The sequence below is a fragment of the Cupriavidus sp. D384 genome (assembly GCF_001652915.1).
Lineage (GTDB): Bacteria > Pseudomonadota > Gammaproteobacteria > Burkholderiales > Burkholderiaceae > Cupriavidus.
Map to the genome: position 1 here is coordinate 13,239 of NZ_BBQI01000091.1, position 20,525 is coordinate 33,763.

Genomic DNA, 20,525 nt, shown 5'->3' on the forward strand with positions numbered 1-20,525 from the left:
TTCGTCACCTTGTTACGTTACGAAGCCAGCGTGGCGCGGATGGCCTCGAAGCAGAGGTTCATCAGTGCCGCCGGGAACAGGCCCAGCAGGATCACGGCCAGGCCGTTCAGGCTCAGAATCGAACGCACGCCAACCGACGCTTCCAGCGGCTCTTCGCCAGCCGGTGCATCGAAGTACATCAGCTTCACGATGCGCAGGTAGTAGAACGCGCCGATCAGCGAGAACACCACCGCCACCACCGCCAGCCAGCTCATGCCGGCCTTGACCACAGCCGACAGCACGGCCAGCTTGGCGTAGAAGCCGACGGTGGGCGGAATACCGGCCATCGAGAACATCATCACCAGCATCAGCAGTGCAAACCACGGATGACGGCGCGACATGCCCTTCAGGTCGTCCAGCGTCTCGGCCTCGAAGCCCTTGCGCGTGCGGATCAGGATCAGGCCGAACGTGCCGAGCGTGGTCAGCATGTAGGTGATCGAGTAGAACATCGACGCGCTGTAAGCGTTGGCCGCGCCATCCGCCTTGTTCGCCACCACGCCGGACAGCATGCCCAGCAGGATGAAGCCCATGTGCGAGATGGTCGAGTACGCCAGCATCCGCTTCAGGTTTGTCTGCACGATGGCGGTCAGGTTCCCGATCGCCAGCGATACGATCGACAGCACCACCAGCATCATCTGCCAGTCGCCGGCCAGCGGCAGCAGGCCTTCCACCAGCAGGCGCATGATCAGCGCGAACGCGGCAACCTTCGGGCCGGCGGCGATCAGCAGCGTCACTGCAGTCGGCGAACCCTGGTAGATGTCCGGAATCCACATGTGGAACGGTGCAGCGCCAAGCTTGAACGACACGCCCGCAACGATGAACACCACGCCGAAGGCCAGCATCGTCGTGTTGACGCGGCCCGACTCCACCACGCGGAAGACTTCGCCCAGGTTCAGCGAGCCGGTGGCGCCGTACATCATCGACATGCCGTAGAGCAGGAAGCCCGAGGCCAGCGCACCCAGCACGAAGTACTTGATGGCCGATTCCGACGTCACACGCGAATCACGGCGCAGCGCCACCAGTGCATACGACGACAGCGACAGCAGTTCCAGGCCCAGGTACAGGGTCAGGAAGTTGTTGCCGGTGATCATCACGAGCTGGCCGCCAAGCGTGAACAGCGCGAGCATGTAGAACTCGCCCGCGAACATGTCGCGGTTGCTCAGGTAGGTACGCGTGTAGATCAGCGTCAGGAACATGCCCAGCGAGCAGAACGCCGACAGCACGTTGGCCATCGGATCCACGACCACCAGGTTGGCGAACACGTAGTGCGTTTCGCCGTTGGCGGCGTCCAGCGCAAACCAGAAGGTCAGCACCAGCGTCGTCAGCAGTGCCAGCGGGTATGCCACGCTGGTGCGGCCCTTGCCGCGCGCTAGGTCGATCCAGTTGATCGCCGCAATGGCGATCGCCAGGAAAATGATTGGCGCCACCGGGGCCAGGCTAGAGGACGATTGCATGTTGATTTCTCTCCCCCGCTTACAGCTTGGACTGTGCCACGTGGGACAGCAGGTTCACCACCGAGGCGTGCATCACATCGGTGAAGGGTTTCGGGTACAGGCCCATGTACAGCGTCAGGATGGCCAGCAGGCCGAACATCAGGAATTCGCGCTTGTTCAGGTCCACCAGTTCGCGCACATGCTGATGCACGATGTCGCCAAAGATCACGCGCTTGACCATCCACAGCGAGTACGCCGCGCCCAGGATCAGTGCCGTTGCAGCCAGCAGGCCAATCCAGAAGTTGAACTTGACCGAAGCCAGGATGACCATGAACTCGCCGACGAAACCCGAGGTTGCCGGCAGGCCGCAGTTGGCCATGGCGAAGAACACCGAGAACGCGGCGAACTTCGGCATCACGTTCACCACACCGCCGTAATCGGCGATCTGGCGCGAGTGCACGCGGTCGTACAGCACGCCGATGCCAAGGAACATGGCACCCGACACGAAGCCGTGCGAGATCATCTGGATGATGCCGCCTTCAACGCCCATGTCGTTGAAGATGAAGAAGCCCAGCGTCACGAAACCCATGTGGGCAATCGACGAGTACGCCACCAGCTTCTTCATGTCCGACTGGACCAGCGCCACCAGGCCGATGTAGATCACCGCGACCAGCGAGATCGTGATGATGAACGGTGCCATGTAGTGGCTGGCGTCCGGGGCGATCGGCAGCGAGAACCGCAGGAAACCGTAGGCACCCAGCTTCAGCATGATCGCGGCCAGCACGACGGAACCACCGGTCGGTGCTTCCACGTGGGCGTCCGGCAGCCAGGTGTGCACCGGCCACATCGGCACCTTCACGGCAAAGGCCATGAAGAAGGCCACGAAGATCGCGATCTGCTCTTCGAACGACAGCTTGGCCTGGTGCCAGCTCAGGATGTCGAAGGTACCGGTCTTGTTGTACAGGTACAGCAGCGCAACCAGCGTCAGCAGCGAGCCCAGCAGCGTGTAGAGGAAGAACTTGAACGCAGCGTACACGCGGTTCGGGCCGCCCCAGACACCGATGATGATGTACATCGGGATCAGCGTGGCTTCGAAGAACACGTAGAACAGCATGCCGTCCAGCGCGCAGAACACGCCGACCATCAGGCCCGACAGGATCAGGAACGCGGCCATGTACTCGGCCACGCGCTCGGTGATCACTTCCCAGGCCGAGATCACGACGATCACGGTGATGAACGACGTCAGCACGACGAACCACATCGAGATGCCGTCAACACCCAGGTGATAGGCAATGTTGAAGCGCTCGATCCAGTTCGCCTGTTCGACGAACTGCATCGCAGCCGTCGAGGTGTCGAAGTGGAAGACCAGCGGCAGCGTCACGACGAAGCTGGCGATGGCACCGAACAGCGACATCCAGCGCACGAAGCACTTGCTGTTGTCGGAGCCGAACATCAATACCAGCAGGCCGAAGAAGATAGGCAGCCAGATTGCGAGAGACAGAACCATTTCTTTGTTTTCCTTACTCGGTGCCTATCACTTGGTGCCTATCACGCCAGTGATCGTCAGCGTCAAAAGCACCAGCATGCCGATGATCATCGCGAAAGCGTAATGGTAGATGTAACCGGACTGCAGGTAACGGCTGGCCGCGGCGAACGATGCCACCACACGGGCCGAACCATTGACGAACAGGCCGTCGATGAAGCTCTGGTCACCGCCCTTCCACAGGCCGGTACCCAGCAGACGCGCGCCACGGGCAAACACCGCCTCGTTGATCGCATCCATGTAGTACTTGTTCTCGAGCAGGTTGTAGAGACCCGAGAAGCGTTGCTTGATCGCGGCAGGGATGTCCGGGCGCTTCATGTAGAAGAACCACGACAGCACCACACCGGCGATTGCCAGCCACAGCACCGGGGTCGTCAGCGAGTGAATCGCCATGGGCACCCAGCCGTGGAACGCTTCCTTCAGTTCTTCCATGGCGTGGTGGTTCTCGCCGACGAAGATCACGTCCTTGAATGCCAGGCCATGCTTGAAGAAGTCACCGAACAGCATCGGCTCGATGGCGATGGCGCCAACGATCACCGACGGGATGGCCAGCAGCACCAGCGGCAGCGTCACCACCCACGGCGTCTCGTGCGGCTTCTGGCCCGGGGCCAGACCGTGATGGTGGTCGTCGCCGTGCGATTCCTCTTCTTCCTCGTGATGGTCGTGATGCGCGTGCGGCTTGCCGAAACGCTCTTCACCGTGGAACACCAGGAAGTACATGCGGAACGAGTAGAAGGCGGTCACGAACACACCGGCCAGCACCGCGAAGTACGCGAAGCCCGAACCCGCCAGGTGCGACTCGGCCACGGCCTCGATGATCGAGTCCTTGGAATAGAAGCCCGAGAAGAACGGCGTGCCGATCAGCGCCAGCGAACCCACCAGCGACGTGATCCACGTGATCGGCATGTACTTGCGCAGGCCGCCCATGTTGCGGATGTCCTGGTCGTGGTGCATGCCGATGATGACCGAACCGGCGGCCAGGAACAGCAGCGCCTTGAAGAATGCGTGGGTCATCAGGTGGAACACGGCCACCGAGTAGGCAGAGGCACCCAGCGCCACGGTCATGTAGCCCAGCTGCGACAGCGTGGAGTACGCCACCACACGCTTGATGTCGTTCTGGATGATGCCCAGGAAACCCATGAACAGTGCCGTGATCGCGCCGATGATCATCACGAACGACAGTGCCGTATCCGACAGTTCGAACAGCGGCGACATGCGCGACACCATGAAGATGCCGGCGGTCACCATGGTTGCCGCGTGGATCAGCGCCGAGATCGGGGTCGGGCCTTCCATCGAGTCGGGCAGCCACACGTGCAGCGGGAACTGCGCCGACTTGCCCATCGCGCCGATGAACAGGCAGATGCAGGCCACGGTGATCATCAGCCAGTCGGTGCCCGGGAAGATCACGGCTGCCAGTTGCTCGCGCTGCGAGAACACGTCCGTGTAGTTCATGCTGCCGCTGTATGCGAGCAGCAGGCCGATACCGAGGATGAAGCCGAAGTCACCCACGCGGTTGACCAGGAACGCCTTCAGGTTGGCGAAGATCGCGGTCGGACGCGTGTACCAGAAGCCGATCAGCAGGTACGACACCAGGCCCACGGCTTCCCAGCCGAAGAACAGCTGCAGGAAGTTGTTGCTCATCACCAGCATCAGCATCGAGAAGGTGAAAAGCGAGATGTAGGCGAAGAACCGGTTGTAGCCAGGGTCCCCTTCCATGTAGCCGACGGTGTAGATGTGCACCATCAGCGAGACGAAGGTCACCACGACCATCATCATCGCGGTGAGGGAATCGACCAGGAAGCCGACTTCCATCTTCAGCGAGCCGATGGTCATCCACTCGTACACGGTGGCGTTGTAGCCGGCGCCGTTCATGACGTCGAGCAGCACCATCACCGACAGGACGAACGAGACAGCGACACCGAGGATCGTTGCCGAGTGGGCCATGATCCGGCCGCCGCGCGTCTCGGAGGAGAACGTGCCGAAGAACTTGGTACCGAACAGACCGGCTATCGCGGCACCGGCGAGCGGTGCCAGCGCGATCGCCAGCAGCAGGTTGGGGTTGAGCGTGGTTGCCATAGGACGCTTATTGGTGTGCGGTCGGGATGCAGTCTTGGTTCATGTCGTGAGCGTTCATGTCAGCCCTTGAGGGTATCCATGTCGTCCACATTGATCGTGTCCAGGTTACGGAACAGCACGACCAGGATTGCCAGACCGATTGCCGACTCGGCGGCGGCCACCGTAAGGATGAAGAAAACGAAAACCTGTCCGGCCAGGTCGCCCATGTAGTGCGAGAAGGCGACGAAATTCATGTTCACCGCAAGCAGCATCAGTTCGAGCGCCATCAGCAGCACGATGACGTTCTTGCGGTTCAGGAAGATGCCAACGATGCTGATCGCGAACAGGATGGCACCGAGGACGAGAAAGTGAGCGAGAGACAGCACAGCGGGTTCTCCGGGCTTAGTTCTTGTTGGCGGACGCAGCAGCATCCGCTTCGGCCCGGCCCTCGGCCGGCATCTTCACCATGCGCACGCGCTCGTCGCGGCGTACACGCAGCTGGGCACCAACGTCCTGCGCCTTGACGTCCTTGCGGCGGCGCAGCGTCAGGGCCACGGCGGCCACGATCGCCACCAAAAGGATGATGCCGGCCACTTCGAAGGCGTACACGTAGTCGGTGTAGATCAGCTTGCCCAGTGCGGCGGTGTTCGAATAGTTCGGGTCCTGCGCGCCCGGCGGCAGCACGGCGTTGGTGGTGCCGATGAAGTTGCGCACCAGCACGATGGCCATTTCGGCGATGATCAGCGCGCCAACGATCGATGCCATCGGCACGTATGTCCAGAAGTCGCGGCGCAGGTGCTCGATATCGATATCGATCATCATCACCACGAACAGGAACAGCACCATCACGGCGCCTACGTAGACCAGCACTAGCAGGATGGCGAGGAACTCGGCCTTCAGGATCATCCAGATCGCCGCGGCGGTGAAGAACGCCAGGACGAGGAACAGTGCGGAGTGCACCGGGTTCTTTGCCGTGATGACTTTCAGTGCGGAGAGCACCAGCACCAGGGCAAAGGCATAGAAGATGGCTGTCGTGAGTTCCATGGTCCCTATCGGATCCTCTTTGGGCCGCGCCGGTCCGGACTGCCCTTCGGGGCGTCCGCGCCTTGCGCGACTTGCTTCTCTTGGTTGTGCCCCTTGCGGGGCCACTTCAAATTCGTTGCCGGGAGCAGCACACCGCGTGCCCTGCTCCCGTCCCGCCGTGACGCTTAGCGGTACTTCGCGTCCGCGGCCTTGGCTGCGGCGATCTGCGGCTCGTAGCGGTCGCCCACTGCCAGCAGCATGTCCTTGGTGAAGTACAGGTCACCGCGCTTTTCGCCGTGGTATTCGAAGATATGCGTTTCGACGACCGCGTCGACCGGGCAGGCTTCTTCGCAGAAGCCGCAGAAAATGCACTTGGTCAGATCGATGTCGTAGCGCGTGGTACGGCGGGTGCCGTCGTTACGCACATCCGATTCGATCGTGATGGCCAGGGCCGGGCACACCGCTTCGCACAGCTTGCACGCGATGCAGCGCTCTTCCCCGTTCGGGTAGCGGCGCAGTGCGTGCAGGCCGCGGAAACGCGGCGACATCGGCGTCTTCTCTTCCGGGAACTGGACAGTCACCTTCCGGGCGAAGAGATAGCGGCCGGTAAGTGCCATGCCCTTGAAGAGTTCCTTCAGGAGCAGGCTGTTGAAGAAGTCCTTGATGGCGAGCAGCATGACGATTGCTTCCTAAGTATTTCCGCGCGGTGCGCCCTGCCCGTTCGGGCGGCGCACCATCGCCTGGCCTCTTAGTGCCAGATGTTCCACGGCGACTTGATCCAGATCGCCACAATGATCAGCCACGCCACGGTCAGCGGAATGAAGATCTTCCAGCCCAGACGCATGATCTGGTCATACCGGTAACGCGGGAACGACGCACGGATCCAGATGAATACCGACAGCAGCAGGAAAACCTTGATCACCAGCCAGAAGAAGCCCGGGATCGCATTCGTGATCGCGCTCGAGAACGGCGGCGCCCAGCCACCGAGGAACATCAGCGAGGTCATCGTCGAGATGATGATCATGTTGATGTACTCGGCCAGGAAGAACAGCGCGAACGTCATGCCCGAATATTCGATCATGTGACCGGCCACGATTTCCGACTCGCCTTCCACCACGTCGAACGGATGGCGGTTGGTTTCCGCCACGCCCGAGATGAAGTACACGGCGAACATCGGCAGCAGCGGCAGCCAGTTCCACGACAGGATGTTGATGCCCATGTTCGCGAAATAGCCAACGTTCTGGCTGTTCACGATCGTCGACAGGTTCAGGCTGCCGGCCACCATCAGCACGGTCACCAGCGCGAAGCCCATCGCGATTTCATACGACACCATCTGCGCAGCGGCACGCATCGCGCCGATGAACGCATACTTCGAGTTCGATGCCCAGCCTGCCAGGATCACGCCGTACACGCCCACCGAGCTGATGGCCATCACGTACAGCAGACCGGCGTTGACGTCCGCCATCACCACTTCGGGCTGGAACGGGATCACGGCCCAGACGGCCACTGCCGGTACCAGCACCATCAGCGGCGCAACCAGATACATCATCCGGTTGATCTGCGACGGGAACATCACTTCCTTGAGCAGCAGCTTCAGCACGTCGGCGATCGGCTGCAGCAGGCCCAGCGGACCCACGCGGTTCGGGCCGATACGGACGTGCATCCAGCCGATCAGCTTGCGCTCCCACAGAATCAGGTAGGCCACGCACAGGAGCACCGGCACCACAATGACCACGGCACGGATCAGGATCCAGATCAGCGTCCAAGCGCTGCCGAAGATGGCCTGGCCCTGCGAGGTAATGAGATCGATCATGTTGCTATCTCGCTCTTCTTATACGGTGGCCGTTGCGGCGGCACCCTGGCCGGCCGACAGGTCGATGGCTTTCTCAACGGTGACGGTGCCGAACAGCGCGCCCAGCGTTGCAGCGGCCACGGTGGCGGCCGGCACGCGCACGGCGTTGGCCGGCAGCGTCTTTTCCAGCGCCGCGGGCAGCACCACGCTGGCACCGTCCTGCGTCACGCGCACCGGGTCGCCCGCCTGCACGCCCAGCTTGGCGAACAGTTCCGACGACAGGCCCACCGTCATCGCGCGGCGCGCGGCAGCGGTCAGCTGCAGCGAGTCGGCACGACGTACGATCGGGTCGGCGTGGTAGATCGGCACATCGGCGATACGCTCGATACCGTTGGCGGCGGCCGCCGTCACGCGGATCGCGGCGTCGGTGGCGTTGTTCAGCTGATCCGGGGCCAGCTTGACCAGCGCGGCGTCGCGCACGGCTTCAGCGGTCTCGAAGTCGAAGCCCGCCACGTCGAGCAGATTGCCCAGCACGCGCAGCACCTTCCAGCCCGGACGCGACTCACCCAGCGCGCGCACCACGCCGTTGAAGCTCTGGGCACGGCCCTCGGCGTTCACGAACGTGCCGGCAGTCTCGGTGAACGGCGTGATCGGCAGGATCACGTCGGCGTATTGCATGGCGGCTTCCGAGCGGAACGGCGACAGCACCACGACCGTACCAGCCTGCTGCAGCGCGGCCACGGCCTTGCGCGCATCGGCGGTATCGAACTCGACTTCGGCGTTCAGCACGACGTAGGCCTTGCGCGGCGCTTCGAACATCGCCTGGGCATTGGCACCGCCCTGCTGCGGCAGCGCGCCGGCGATGTAGCCGCCGACGGTGTTGGCCGCTTCGGTCAGGAAGCCCAGCGTGGCGCCCGTTTCCGTGGCGATCCACTGAGCCAGCGCATGCAGCGCCGAGAATTGCGGGTGACGCACGGCTTCGTTACCGAGGAACACGGCACGGCGCTCGCCCGACAGCAGCGCATCGGCCACCGTCCTGGCGGCATCGCCACCGTCGAAGCCATCGGTACCGGCCGGAGCGGCCACGCCCTTGGCGGCGGCCACGGCACGGGCCACACCAGCCAGTGCGGCGGTCCAGCCCGAAGGCGCCACGTCGATACGTGCGGCCAGCGGCATCAGCAGGTCTTCACCGCCGGTGCCGATCACGGCCACGCGGGCGCCCTTCTTGACAGCCTGACGCAGGCGCGAAGCCAGCAGCGGCTGGTCCTTGCGCAGCGAGGCGCCAATCACCAGCGCGCGTTGCAGCGTGGTGACGTCGGCAACCGGCATGCCCAGCCACGGCGCGCCCTTCAGCGCGGCCGAAAAATCAGTCTGACGCAGGCGGAAGTCGACGTTGTCGCTACCCAGGCCGCGTACCAGCTTGCCCAGCAGGAACAGTTCTTCCAGCGTGCTGTGCGGGCTGGCGATGGCAGCGATCTGGTCGGCGCCGTGATCACGCTTGATGCTCGCCAGGCCATTGGCCACGTACTCGAGCGCGGTCTGCCAGTCCGTTTCCATCCACTGGCCACCCTGCTTGAGCATCGGGCGGGTCAGACGGTCGGCGCTGTTCACACCTTCGTACGAGAAGCGGTCCTTGTCGGAGATCCAGCACTCGTTGACGTCTTCGTTTTCCAGCGGCACCACGCGCATCACGCGCTGGTTCTTGGTCTGGACCACGAGGTTGGCGCCCACGCCGTCATGCGGCGACACCGACTTGCGGCGGCCCAGTTCCCACGTACGTGCCGAATAACGGAACGGCTTGCTGGTCAGCGCGCCAACCGGGCACAGGTCGATCATGTTGCCGGACAGCTCCGAATCCACGGTCTGGCCGACGAACGTCGTGATTTCCGAGTGCTCGCCGCGGTTCAGCATGCCCAGCTCCATCACGCCGGCCACTTCCTGGCCAAAGCGCACGCAGCGGGTGCAGTGGATGCAGCGGGTCATCTCCTCCATGGAGATCAGCGGGCCCACGTTCTTGTGGAACACCACGCGCTTTTCTTCCTTGTAGCGCGACTCCGATGCACCGTAGCCCACGGCCAGATCCTGCAGCTGGCATTCGCCGCCCTGATCGCAGATCGGGCAGTCGAGCGGGTGATTGATCAGCAGGAATTCCATCACGGACTTCTGGGCCTTGACGGCCTTTTCGGAGTTCGTGAAGACCTTCATGCCGGGCGTCACCGGGGTGGCGCAGGCGGGCAGCGCCTTGGGCGCCTTTTCCACTTCGACCAGGCACATGCGGCAGTTCGCCGCGATGGACAGTTTGCGGTGGTAGCAGAAGTGCGGGATGTAGGTGCCCAGCTTGCGGGCTGCTTCCATCACGAGGCTGCCTTCCGCAACCTCAACCTTCTTGCCGTCGATCTCGAGTTCAACCATGTTCTGCCACGCTTCAGGAATGGGCCGGGACCATGCACTGCTTGTGTTCGACGTGATATTCGAACTCTTTCCAGTAGTGCTTGAGCATGCCGCGTACCGGCATCGCCGCGGCATCGCCGAGCGCGCAAATCGTGCGACCCATGATGTTTTCCGCGACGTTATTGAGCAGGTCCAGATCTTCCTGGCGGCCTTCTCCGTGTTCAATACGATTCACCATGCGGTAGAGCCAGCCGGTGCCTTCACGGCACGGCGTGCACTGGCCGCACGATTCTTCAAAGTAGAAATACGACAGGCGCAGCAGCGACCGCACCATGCAGCGCGTCTCGTCCATGACGATCACGGCGCCCGAGCCCAGCATCGAGCCGGCCTTGGCGATCGAGTCGTAGTCCATGGTCGACGCCATCATCAGGTCGGCCGGCACCACCGGTGCCGACGAACCGCCAGGGATGACCGCCTTGAGCGCCTTGCCACCGCGCATGCCGCCCGCCAGCTCCAGCAGTTCGGAGAACGGCGTGCCCAGCGGGATTTCGTAGTTGCCCGGACGCTGGACGTCGCCAGAGATCGAGAAGATCTTGGTGCCGCCGTTGTTCGGCTTGCCCATCTTCAGGTATTCCTCGGGGCCCACGGCCAGGAGGAACGGCACCGCGGCGAACGTCTCGGTGTTGTTGATCGTGGTCGGCTTGCCGTACAGGCCGAAGCTGGCCGGGAAAGGCGGCTTGAAACGCGGCTGGCCCTTCTTGCCTTCCAGCGATTCCAGCAGCGCGGTTTCCTCGCCGCAGATGTACGCACCGTAGCCGTGGTGGGCATGCAACTGGAAGTTGAAGCCCGATCCCAGGATGTTGTCGCCCAGGAAACCGGCGCGGCGTGCTTCCTCGAGGGCTTCCTCGAAGATCTTGTATTCGTTCCAGATTTCGCCGTGGATGTAGTTGTAGCCCACGGTGATACCCATCGCGTACGCCCCGATAGCCATGCCTTCGATCAGCGCATGCGGGTTGTAGCGGATGATGTCGCGGTCCTTGAACGTGCCCGGCTCGCCTTCGTCGGTATTGCAGACCAGGTACTTCTGGCCCGGGAACGAACGCGGCATGAAGCTCCACTTCAGGCCGGTCGGGAAACCCGCGCCGCCACGGCCACGCAGGCCCGAGGCCTTGACGTCGGCAATCACCTGCTCGGGCGTTACCTTCTGTTCGAGGATACGGCGCAGCTGGGCATAGCCGCCGCGCTTGACGTAGTCCTCGAGGTGCCAGTTCTTGCCGTCCAGGCCGGCCAGGATCAGCGGCTTGATGTGACGGTCGTGCAGAGAGGTCATGTTACTTGTCCCCCTTGGCGGCGGCTTCGGCCTTGAGCTCGTCGACCAGGGCGTCGAGCTTCTGGTCGCTCATGAAGCTGCACATGCGGGTGTTGTTGACGATCATCACCGGTGCGTCGCCGCAAGCGCCCATGCACTCGCCTTCCTTCAGCGTGAAGCAGCCATCAGCGGTGGTTTCGTTGTAGTCGATCCCGAGCTTGCGCTTCAGGTATTCGCCAGCCCGGTCGCCGCCCGACAGCGCGCACGGCAGGTTGGTGCAGACGGTGAGCTTGTACTTGCCCACCGGCTTGGTGTCATACATGTTGTAGAACGTGGCCACCTCTTCCACCCACACGGGCGGCATTTCCAGGTAGCTGGCGACGAACTGCATGACTTCGGGGGAAACCCAGCCCACCTCGCCCTGTGCCACGGCGAGTGCCGCCATCACGGCCGACTGCTTCTGGTCGGTCGGATACTTCGCGATCGCGCGATCGATTTCCTTGAGAGCTTCTGCTGATAGCATGGTCATTGCAGTAATACGGCGAAGCCCAACCCTTTACGCCAGGCTTCGCTGGTTTGCAGCCGTCGCTGCCATGTTCTGCCGGCCCGGAACGCTCCAGCGCATTCCCTGCCGGTCCGTCGCAGGCCTGAGCCTGCCGCCACCATTACCGCCGGGGCCGGCCGAACACGCCCGGATCGTCGTCCGGGCAACGGCCTGTGACGGGATACCTTTCTGCCGGTATCCCTTAGCGGTCGATCTCGCCGAACACGATGTCCTGTGTACCGATGATCGTGACCGCATCCGCAATCATGTGTCCCTTGGCCATCTCGTCGAGCGCGGCCAGGTGGGCAAAGCCCGGGGCACGGATCTTCAGGCGATACGGCTTGTTCGCACCGTCCGAGATCGCATAGATCCCAAACTCGCCCTTCGGGTGTTCCACGGCCGCGTAAGCCTCGCCCGGCGGTACGTGGATGCCTTCCGTGAAGAGCTTGAAATGGTGAATCAGCTCTTCCATGTTGGACTTCATGTCCACGCGCGACGGGGGCGCCACCTTGTGGTTCTCGGAAATCACCGGACCCGGGTTGCGACGCAGCCAGTCGATGCATTGCTTGATGATGCGGTTCGACTGGCGCATTTCTTCCACGCGCACCAGGTAGCGCGAGTAGCAGTCGCCCGCCGTGCCCACCGGGATGTCGAAGTCCATCTTGTCGTACACCTCGTACGGCTGCTTCTTGCGCAGATCCCACTCGATGCCCGAGCCACGCAGCATCGGACCAGTGAAACCCATCTGCAGCGCGCGTTCGGGGGTGACCACGCCGATATCCACCAGACGTTGCTTCCAGATACGGTTATCGGTCAGCAGCGTCTCATATTCATCCACGTACGTCGGAAAACGGTTCGTGAAGTCCTCGATGAAGTCCAGCAGTGAGCCCGAACGGTTTTCGTTCATGACCTTGATGGCCTTCTCGTTGTGGATCTTCGACGCACGGTACTGCGGCATCGTGTCCGGCAGATCGCGGTAGACGCCGCCCGGACGGTAGTAGGCCGCGTGCATGCGCGCACCCGACACCGCCTCGTACATGTCGAACATGTCCTCGCGCTCGCGGAACGCGTACAGGAACACGGCCATCGCGCCAACGTCCAGCGCGTGGGCGCCGATCCACATCAGGTGGTTCAGCAGACGGGTGATCTCGTCGAACATCACACGGATGTACTGCGCGCGGATCGGCACCTCGATGCCAAGCATCCGCTCGATTGCCATCACGTAGGCGTGTTCGTTGACCATCATCGACACGTAGTCGAGACGATCCATGTAGGGAACGCTCTGGATCCAGCTCTTCTGCTCGGCCAGCTTTTCCGTGGCACGGTGCAGCAGGCCGATGTGGGGATCGGCACGCTGGATGACTTCGCCGTCCAGCTCGAGCACCAGGCGCAGCACGCCGTGTGCCGCAGGGTGCTGGGGACCGAAGTTGAGGGTGTAGTTCTTGATATCTGCCATGACGCCGTTCTCAGTGCTTCGTGCCGCCGTAGTTTTCCTCGCGAATCACGCGCGGCGTGATTTCGCGCGGCTCGATCGTCACCGGCTGGTAGATGACCCGCTTCTGCTCGGGGTCGTAACGCATTTCCACGTAGCCCGAGACCGGGAAGTCCTTGCGGAACGGATGGCCGACGAAGCCGTAGTCCGTCAGCAGGCGTCGCAGGTCGGGGTGGCCTTCGAACACGATGCCGTAGAAGTCGAACGCTTCACGCTCGAACCAGTTCAGCGAGTTCCACACATCGATCAGCGACGGCACCACGGGCATGTCGTCATCCGGCGCGAACACGCGCAGGCGCAGGCGCCAGTTGTGCTTGACCGACAGCAGGTGCGTGACAGCCGCGAAGCGCGGGCCGTCCCAGGTGCCTTCGGCATAATCGGAATAGTCGACGCCGCAGAGATCGACCGCCTGCTCGAAATGCAGCGACGGATCGTCGCGCAGCAGGCGTGCAGCGTCGAGGTAGTCGGCGGCCTTGACGATCAGCGTCAGTTCGCCAACGGCCTCGGTCAGGTTCTGCACGCGCTTGCCCAGAACTTTCTCGAGGGTGGCCTTGAGGGTATCGAGGTTCGCCATGTCAGCCCTTGCGCGCGATGGTGTTGGTACGCTTGATCTTGTTCTGGAGCTGGATCACGCCGTAGATCAGCGCTTCCGCCGTCGGCGGGCAGCCCGGAACATAGATGTCGACCGGCACGATCCGGTCGCAGCCACGCACCACCGAATACGAATAGTGGTAGTAGCCGCCGCCGTTGGCGCACGAGCCCATCGAGATCACCCAGCGCGGTTCTGCCATCTGGTCGTAGACCTTGCGCAGCGCGGGGGCCATCTTGTTGCACAGCGTGCCGGCCACGATCATCACGTCGGACTGACGCGGCGACGGGCGGAAGATCACGCCGAAACGGTCCATGTCGTAGCGTGCGGCGCCAGCGTGCATCATTTCCACTGCACAGCAGGCCAGACCGAACGTCATGGGCCACAGGGAACCCGTACGGGTCCAGTTGATCAGCTTGTCAGCGGTCGTCGTGACAAAGCCTTCGTTGAGAACGCCTTCGATTGCCATTTCACATCACTCCCAATCGAGCGCGCCCTTTTTCCAGATGTAGACGAAGCCCACGATGAATTCCAGCAGAAACACGCCCATGGCGATGAATCCCGGCCAACCGATGTCCTTGAGGGCAACGCCCCAGGGAAACAGGAAGGCAGTTTCGAGATCGAACAGGATAAAGAGGATGGCGATGAGGTAGTAGCGCACGTCGAACTTCATGCGCGCATCCTCAAATGCTTCGAAGCCGCACTCGTACGGCGACAGCTTCGCTGCGTCAGGATTGTTGGGACCGAGAATCCGACCAATGGACATCAGCGCTACACCGAGCACGATGCCAAAGAGGATGAAGACGAGGACGGGGAAGTAGGCTTCGAGTGTCAAGGTACGGCCAGCCTTATCTGGAATGTTGTCAACAGCACCAGCTAGCGGCGACCTGTTGCCCACCCCAGGCGCCATCCCGTCTTAGCACGGCGCCGCCTTGCGGACTGCCGGAGAGTCATGTTGCGATCCATGCATGACATGGATGCGACAATGACTTCCGATCAATTGTTTGGTGCCGACGGCGAGACTCGAACTCGCACAGCTTTCGCCACTACCCCCTCAAGATAGCGTGTCTACCAATTTCACCACGTCGGCTGGGGGAGAAACAATATTGCCTTGCGCCGGGTTTTTACACCCTACGAAGCGTTGTCAAAGGAGTCTGTCCTTTGGTTTTCGCCCCGCGCTGGGGAATCGTTTCAAGCCTTGCATTCTAACTCATGATTCCTGATTTGTTCAATGCACAACTACAAATTAAATCAGGAATCCGTGAACACACTGTTCGATTATTGCGCCGATGCCGAAGCTTACTTCGGCACTGCGGGCGCGGCAGGCGCGGAGGCTGCAGCCGCTGCCGGAGCCGATGCGGACGGCGCCGAAGCCTGCGCGGCCTGCGGCTGCTGACCGGCACCCATCACGCCCAGCGAAGCCTGCGGCTTGTAGTTGCCAAGCAACGTCAGGCCCAGCGTGCACGCGAAGAACAGCGCAGCCAGGACGGCTGTGGTACGCGACAGGAAGTTTGCCGAGCCCGATGCACCGAACAGGCTGCCCGATGCGCCGGAACCGAACGCCGCGCCAACATCGGCGCCCTTGCCGTGCTGCAGCAGGACCAGGCCGATCACGCCCAGCGCGGACAGAACCTGCACGACGACCAACAGAGTCTTGAAAATTGCCATTTGGTTAAATTCGTTTCGTACTTGCCTGATCAGACAGTCGCATCCGGCATTCAGGCGTTGCCGATCGCGAGGAAATCATCCGCCTTCAGCGAGGCGCCGCCAATCAGCCCCCCGTCGATATCGGACATGGAAAACAGTTCCGCCGCATTGTCCGGCTTCACGCTGCCACCGTACAGGATGGCAATATTCTGGGCCACGCTCGCATCCTTGCCAGCCACCTGCGCGCGCAGCGCGGCGTGCACGGCCTGGGCCTGCTCGCTGGTGGCCGTCTTGCCGGTGCCGATGGCCCAGACAGGCTCATAGGCCAGGACAATGTGATTCAGTTGCTCGATAGACAGGGCATCAAGCACAGCCTGCAGCTGGCGCCCCACCACTGCCTCGGTCTGCCCTGCCTCGCGCTCGGCCAGCGTTTCGCCGACGCAAACCACGGGGACCAGACCGGATTCCAGTGCGCGCAGCGCCTTGGCAGCCACCGTCGCATCGGTCTCGCCGTGGTAGGTGCGGCGCTCGGAGTGACCCACCAGCACGTAGGCGCAGCCAAACTCAGCCAGCATCGGGGCGGCAACTTCGCCCGTGAAGGCGCCGCGCGCCTCTGCGGACGTGTCCTGGGCACCCCACGACACCTGGGTACCGGTGAGCAGCGACTGGCACTGGGCAAGATAGGGGAACGGTGCGCAGACGGCCAGTTTCGCCTTGGCCGGCGCTGCCTTGATGCCTTCGAGCAGGGCCGCGTTGGCGGCAAGGCTGCCGTGCATCTTCCAATTGCCGATGACCAGCTTTTGTCTCACAAGGGTCCCCTCTCAAATCAAACCGGCTATTGTAGCGTGGTCAAGGGGGTGCCGCCAGCGCACGGCGGACAATTGCGGACACCCAGTGGTCATCGGCCCACAATTGCGCCCGCAATGGCGCAATAGCGGGACCAAGACACCGGATTACCAGGTCAGCACGATCTTGCCGGTGTGCTCGCTCGATTCCATCAGGCGATGGGCATCGGCAGCCTGCGCGGCCGGGAACACCTTGTAGATCACCGGCTTGATCTTGCCCGATGCCAGCAGCGGCCAGACGTTCTGATGCAGCGCCTGCGCGATGGCGCCCTTGAACGACGCCGGGCGCGGACGCAGCGTCGAACCGGTAACGGTGATGCGTCGACGCAGGATATCGCCCAGCGGGATCTCGGCCTTGCCGCCGCCCAGCAACGCGATGATGACGATGCGGCCATCGTCGGCGATGCACGACAGTTCGCGCGCCAGGTACGAGCCGGCCACCATGTCGAGGATCACGTCGACGCCCTTGCCTTCGGTCAACGCCTTGACCTCGGCCGCGAAGTCCTGCGTCTTGTAGTTGATTGCGCGGTCAGCACCCAGGTCTTCGCAAGCCTTGCACTTGTCGTCGCTACCGGCCGTGACGAACACCTTGAAACCCATCGCCTTCGCGATCTGGATCGCCGTGGTGCCGATGCCGCTCGACCCACCCTGGATCAGCAGCGTTTCAGCCGCACCGCGCGGGCCTTTGCCCAGCTGACCGCGGTCGAACACGTTGCTCCACACCGTGAAGAACGTCTCCGGCAGCGCGGCAGCTTCGATATCGCTGAGGCCTTCCGGCACCGGCAGGCATTGCTCGATCGGCGCCGTGCACAGCTCGGCGTATCCGCCGCCCTGCACCAGCGCGCAAACCCGGTCGCCCACCTTCAGCCCGAAGCGATTTGCCGGATTCGACAGGTCGCCGCCCGCCACCACGCCCGCCACCTCAAGGCCGGGCAGATCCGAGGCACCGGGGGGCACCGGATAGTTGCCCGTGCGCTGGAACACATCGGGACGATTGATGCCCGCAGCCGCCACGCGGATCAGGATTTCTCCGGCCTTCGGCTCCGGGTCGGGACGCTGCGTTTCCTGCAGGACTTCAGGGCCGCCGTATTCACGGATTTCGATGGCTTTCATGATCGCTCCTCATCAATGTCGTATGTCGCATCGCGCGCGGCAAGAATGCGCGCGCCAAACGCAGGAAAAAAGACTGACCGGCAGTGTAAACAAAAAAGCGGCTGGACATCGCCAGCCGCTTTTACGGGTACTGCTACAGGTACTGCCTGCCGTTCAGCTTACTGCTGCTGTTCCGGCGAGGTCGGCGCAGCCGGTGCGTCGCCTTGCTGGGCGATCGGGCTGATGCTGCCACCCTCTTCGGCCAGCGCTGCCTTCAGCGACAGACGCAGGCGACCCTTCTCGTCGGCCTGGATCAGCTTCACGCGAACCTGCTGGCCTTCCTTCAGCCAGTCCTTGATGTCCTTGACGCGCTCGTTGACGATCTCGGAGATATGCAGCAGTCCGTCCTTGCCCGGCAGGATGTTCACGATGGCACCGAAGTCCAGCAGCTTCAGCACGGTACCGGCGTAGATCTTGCCCACTTCGGCTTCGGCGGTGATGCCTTCGATGCGGCGCTTGGCTTCGGCCATGCCATCGGTCGACGTCGACGCGATCGTGATCGTGCCGTCTTCCTGGATGTCGATGGTCGTGCCGGTTTCCTTGGTCAGCGCCTGGATGGTCGAACCACCCTTGCCGATCACTTCACGAATCTTGTCCGGATGGATCTTCATCGTGATCATGCGCGGTGCGTGCTCTGACAGCTCGGTGCGGGCGTGGCCCATCGCTTCCTGCATCTTGCCCAGGATGTGCATGCGGCCTTCACGGGCCTGCGCCAGTGCCACCTGCATGATTTCCTTGGTGATGCCCTGCACCTTGATGTCCATCTGCAGCGCCGTGATACCCGAATCGGTACCAGCCACCTTGAAGTCCATGTCGCCCAGGTGATCTTCGTCGCCCAGGATGTCGGTCAGCACGGCAAACTTGTTGCCTTCCAGGATCAGGCCCATGGCCACGCCGGCCACGTGCGCCTTCACCGGAACGCCAGCGTCCATCAGTGCCAGGCAGCCGCCGCACACCGAGGCCATCGACGACGAGCCGTTGGATTCGGTGATTTCCGAAACCAGGCGGATCGTGTAGGCGAATTCGTCTTCCTTCGGCAGCACCGGGATCAGTGCACGCTTGGCCAGACGGCCGTGACCGATTTCACGACGCTTCGGGCTGCCCACGCGACCCGTCTCGCCAGTGGCGAACGGAGGCATGTTGTAGTGGAGCATGAAGCGGTCGCGGTATTCGCCAGCCAGCGCGTCGATGATCTGCTCGTCGCTCTTGGTGCCCAGCGTTGCCACTGCGAGTGCCTGCGTTTCGCCACGCGTGAACAGCGACGAACCGTGGGCGCGCGGCAGCACCGACGAACGGATCTCGATCGGGCGCACCGTGCGCGTGTCGCGGCCGTCGATACGCGGCTCGCCGGCCAGGATCTGACCACGCACGATCTTGGCTTCCAGGTCGAACAGGACGTTGCCGACTTCCACCTTGTCGGCTTCCACGCCAGCTTCGGCCAGCTTGGCCTGCACGGTTGCGTAGACTTCCTTGAGCTTGGCGCTACGGGCCGACTTCTGGCGCAGCTGATACGTTTCCTGCAGCAGCGGCAGGCCCACCTCGCTGACCTTGGCGATCAGTGCCTCGTTCTTGGCGGCAGGCGCCCAGTCCCATTCCGGCTTGCCGCCTTCACGGACCAGTTCGTGGATGGCGTTGATGGCGGTCTGCATCTGCTCGTGGCCGTACACCACTGCGCCCAGCATCACGTCTTCCGACAGCTGGTTGGCTTCCGATTCCACCATCAGCACGGCACGCTCGGTACCGGCGACGACGAGATCCAGTTCCGAAGCGGCGATCTGCGAACGGGTCGGGTTCAGCAGGTACTGGCCGTCCTTGTAGCCAACGCGGGCGGCGCCCACGGGGCCGCTGAACGGGATGCCCGACACGGCCAGCGCGGCCGACGAGGCGATCAGCGCCGGGACGTCTGCCGGCACTTCCGGGTTGATCGACAGCACGTGGATCACCACCTGCACGTCGTTGTAGAAGCCTTCCGGGAACAGCGGACGCAGCGGACGGTCGATCAGGCGCGAGGTCAGCGTCTCGTTTTCCGACGGACGGCCTTCACGCTTGAAGAAGCCACCCGGGATCTTGCCGGCGGCATAGGTCTTTTCGATGTAGTCGACGGTCAGCGGGAAGAAGTCCTGGCCCGCCTTCGGGCTCTTGGCTGCCACCACGGTGGCCAGCACCACGGTGTCTTCCACGTCGACGATCACGGCACCCGATGCCTGACGGGCGATTTCGCCGGTTTCCATGCGGACCGTGTGCTGGCCCCACTGGAATTCCTTGACGATCTTGTTGAACATGGTCATGAGCGTTCCTTGAATCATGCTTGCCTGCCGTAAACAGATACGGCGGGCCGACGCCTGCGCTCGCAGCGGCAGGCGGACTGCCGGAATTTGCCCCGGTCCGCAGTCTCAGGGAAGTGCTATGCCATTCCATCGCGCCACCGTCCGGCCCAGCATGAGGACGATGCGATACGCGATGGAATGACACAAAACCCCGTTTCCTTGGCCGGTTCCGGTGTCAGAAAGAGCGAGGTAACTTACTCCGTCGCACGGCATGGCGCAACGGCGTACGGACAAATTCGCCCGAATTTAATGTGAAACGAACATCACATCAAGTGCAGCCCGGCTGAAAATCGCCGGTGCAGAAAAGCAAAATGCCTGCCCCAGCAGTGCTGGCGCAGGCATCG

At 62.7% G+C, this 20,525-nt stretch carries 18 protein-coding genes and 1 tRNA gene; all 19 read right to left on the bottom strand.

Annotation, left to right across the window (positions count from 1 at the left end; translation table 11 throughout):
- Positions 1–17 precede the first annotated feature (17 nt).
- The 19 genes from nuoN to pnp all read right to left on the bottom strand — a co-directional run bounded on the left by nuoN (position 18) and on the right by pnp (position 20,142).
- On the bottom strand, positions 18–1,493 hold the full coding sequence (nuoN, locus tag A9J21_RS20320) for an NADH-quinone oxidoreductase subunit NuoN (protein WP_066738972.1): 1,476 nt from the start codon (positions 1,491–1,493) through the stop codon (positions 18–20).
- 19 nt (positions 1,494–1,512) lie between these two features.
- Positions 1,513–2,979, bottom strand: a complete 1,467-nt coding sequence (locus A9J21_RS20325; protein ID WP_066738973.1) for an NADH-quinone oxidoreductase subunit M — start codon at positions 2,977–2,979, stop codon at positions 1,513–1,515.
- A 27-nt stretch (positions 2,980–3,006) separates the two neighbouring features.
- On the bottom strand, positions 3,007–5,091 hold the full coding sequence (gene nuoL, locus A9J21_RS20330; protein ID WP_066738974.1) for an NADH-quinone oxidoreductase subunit L: 2,085 nt from the start codon (positions 5,089–5,091) through the stop codon (positions 3,007–3,009).
- A gap of 59 nt (positions 5,092–5,150) precedes the next feature.
- Positions 5,151–5,456 (bottom strand): NADH-quinone oxidoreductase subunit NuoK, encoded by a 306-nt coding sequence (gene nuoK, locus A9J21_RS20335; protein WP_029050842.1) that lies wholly within the window; start codon positions 5,454–5,456, stop codon positions 5,151–5,153.
- Positions 5,457–5,472: 16 nt separating this feature from the next.
- A complete protein-coding gene (locus A9J21_RS20340; RefSeq protein WP_066738975.1) occupies positions 5,473–6,114 on the bottom strand; it encodes an NADH-quinone oxidoreductase subunit J in 642 nt (213 codons plus the stop codon).
- Between the two features lie 164 nt (positions 6,115–6,278).
- Complete coding sequence (gene nuoI / locus A9J21_RS20345; RefSeq protein ID WP_066738976.1) at positions 6,279–6,770, bottom strand: NADH-quinone oxidoreductase subunit NuoI; 492 nt, start codon at positions 6,768–6,770, stop codon at positions 6,279–6,281.
- A 71-nt stretch (positions 6,771–6,841) separates the two neighbouring features.
- Complete coding sequence (nuoH, locus tag A9J21_RS20350; RefSeq protein WP_066738977.1) at positions 6,842–7,906, bottom strand: NADH-quinone oxidoreductase subunit NuoH; 1,065 nt, start codon at positions 7,904–7,906, stop codon at positions 6,842–6,844.
- Between the two features lie 18 nt (positions 7,907–7,924).
- Entirely contained in the window at positions 7,925–10,297 is a 2,373-nt protein-coding gene (gene nuoG, locus A9J21_RS20355) for an NADH-quinone oxidoreductase subunit NuoG (protein ID WP_066738978.1), read from the bottom strand.
- Between the two features lie 13 nt (positions 10,298–10,310).
- Positions 10,311–11,606, bottom strand: a complete 1,296-nt coding sequence (gene nuoF, locus A9J21_RS20360) for an NADH-quinone oxidoreductase subunit NuoF (RefSeq protein ID WP_066738979.1) — start codon at positions 11,604–11,606, stop codon at positions 10,311–10,313.
- A gap of 1 nt (position 11,607) precedes the next feature.
- Positions 11,608–12,108 (bottom strand): NADH-quinone oxidoreductase subunit NuoE, encoded by a 501-nt coding sequence (gene nuoE, locus A9J21_RS20365; RefSeq protein WP_066739034.1) that lies wholly within the window; start codon positions 12,106–12,108, stop codon positions 11,608–11,610.
- A gap of 223 nt (positions 12,109–12,331) precedes the next feature.
- Positions 12,332–13,585, bottom strand: coding sequence for an NADH-quinone oxidoreductase subunit D (locus A9J21_RS20370; protein ID WP_066738980.1), 1,254 nt, complete (start codon positions 13,583–13,585; stop codon positions 12,332–12,334).
- A gap of 10 nt (positions 13,586–13,595) precedes the next feature.
- A complete protein-coding gene (locus A9J21_RS20375; RefSeq protein WP_066738981.1) occupies positions 13,596–14,195 on the bottom strand; it encodes an NADH-quinone oxidoreductase subunit C in 600 nt (199 codons plus the stop codon).
- Between the two features lies 1 nt (position 14,196).
- Positions 14,197–14,679 (bottom strand): NADH-quinone oxidoreductase subunit B family protein, encoded by a 483-nt coding sequence (locus A9J21_RS20380; protein WP_008643342.1) that lies wholly within the window; start codon positions 14,677–14,679, stop codon positions 14,197–14,199.
- Positions 14,680–14,685: 6 nt separating this feature from the next.
- A complete protein-coding gene (locus A9J21_RS20385; RefSeq protein WP_029050851.1) occupies positions 14,686–15,045 on the bottom strand; it encodes an NADH-quinone oxidoreductase subunit A in 360 nt (119 codons plus the stop codon).
- A gap of 170 nt (positions 15,046–15,215) precedes the next feature.
- Positions 15,216–15,300 (bottom strand) — tRNA-Leu (locus A9J21_RS20390).
- Positions 15,301–15,509: 209 nt separating this feature from the next.
- Positions 15,510–15,878: a preprotein translocase subunit SecG gene (gene secG, locus A9J21_RS20395; protein WP_066738982.1), complete on the bottom strand. Its 369-nt coding sequence runs from the start codon at positions 15,876–15,878 to the stop codon at positions 15,510–15,512.
- Between the two features lie 50 nt (positions 15,879–15,928).
- On the bottom strand, positions 15,929–16,666 hold the full coding sequence (gene tpiA, locus A9J21_RS20400) for a triose-phosphate isomerase (protein WP_082926534.1): 738 nt from the start codon (positions 16,664–16,666) through the stop codon (positions 15,929–15,931).
- A gap of 144 nt (positions 16,667–16,810) precedes the next feature.
- Positions 16,811–17,815, bottom strand: a complete 1,005-nt coding sequence (locus A9J21_RS20405) for an NAD(P)H-quinone oxidoreductase (protein WP_066738984.1) — start codon at positions 17,813–17,815, stop codon at positions 16,811–16,813.
- 158 nt (positions 17,816–17,973) lie between these two features.
- On the bottom strand, positions 17,974–20,142 hold the full coding sequence (gene pnp / locus A9J21_RS20410) for a polyribonucleotide nucleotidyltransferase (protein WP_066738985.1): 2,169 nt from the start codon (positions 20,140–20,142) through the stop codon (positions 17,974–17,976).
- Positions 20,143–20,525 lie beyond the last annotated feature (383 nt).

Excerpts from the sequence above, each read along its gene's own strand:
- nuoN (WP_066738972.1), bottom strand. The coding sequence starts at position 1,493 with ATGCAATCGTCCTCTAGCCTGGCCCCGGTGGCGCCAATCATTTTCCTG.
- A9J21_RS20325 (WP_066738973.1), bottom strand. The coding sequence starts at position 2,979 with ATGGTTCTGTCTCTCGCAATCTGGCTGCCTATCTTCTTCGGCCTGCTG.
- nuoL (WP_066738974.1), bottom strand. The coding sequence starts at position 5,091 with ATGGCAACCACGCTCAACCCCAACCTGCTGCTGGCGATCGCGCTGGCA.
- A9J21_RS20340 (WP_066738975.1), bottom strand. The coding sequence starts at position 6,114 with ATGGAACTCACGACAGCCATCTTCTATGCCTTTGCCCTGGTGCTGGTG.
- nuoI (WP_066738976.1), bottom strand. The coding sequence starts at position 6,770 with ATGCTGCTCGCCATCAAGGACTTCTTCAACAGCCTGCTCCTGAAGGAA.
- nuoH (WP_066738977.1), bottom strand. The coding sequence starts at position 7,906 with ATGATCGATCTCATTACCTCGCAGGGCCAGGCCATCTTCGGCAGCGCT.
- nuoG (WP_066738978.1), bottom strand. The coding sequence starts at position 10,297 with ATGGTTGAACTCGAGATCGACGGCAAGAAGGTTGAGGTTGCGGAAGGC.
- nuoF (WP_066738979.1), bottom strand. The coding sequence starts at position 11,606 with ATGACCTCTCTGCACGACCGTCACATCAAGCCGCTGATCCTGGCCGGC.
- nuoE (WP_066739034.1), bottom strand. The coding sequence starts at position 12,108 with ATGCTATCAGCAGAAGCTCTCAAGGAAATCGATCGCGCGATCGCGAAG.
- A9J21_RS20370 (WP_066738980.1), bottom strand. The coding sequence starts at position 13,585 with ATGGCAGATATCAAGAACTACACCCTCAACTTCGGTCCCCAGCACCCT.
- A9J21_RS20375 (WP_066738981.1), bottom strand. The coding sequence starts at position 14,195 with ATGGCGAACCTCGATACCCTCAAGGCCACCCTCGAGAAAGTTCTGGGC.
- A9J21_RS20380 (WP_008643342.1), bottom strand. The coding sequence starts at position 14,679 with ATGGCAATCGAAGGCGTTCTCAACGAAGGCTTTGTCACGACGACCGCT.
- secG (WP_066738982.1), bottom strand. The coding sequence starts at position 15,878 with ATGGCAATTTTCAAGACTCTGTTGGTCGTCGTGCAGGTTCTGTCCGCG.
- A9J21_RS20405 (WP_066738984.1), bottom strand. The coding sequence starts at position 17,815 with ATGAAAGCCATCGAAATCCGTGAATACGGCGGCCCTGAAGTCCTGCAG.
- pnp (WP_066738985.1), bottom strand. The coding sequence starts at position 20,142 with ATGACCATGTTCAACAAGATCGTCAAGGAATTCCAGTGGGGCCAGCAC.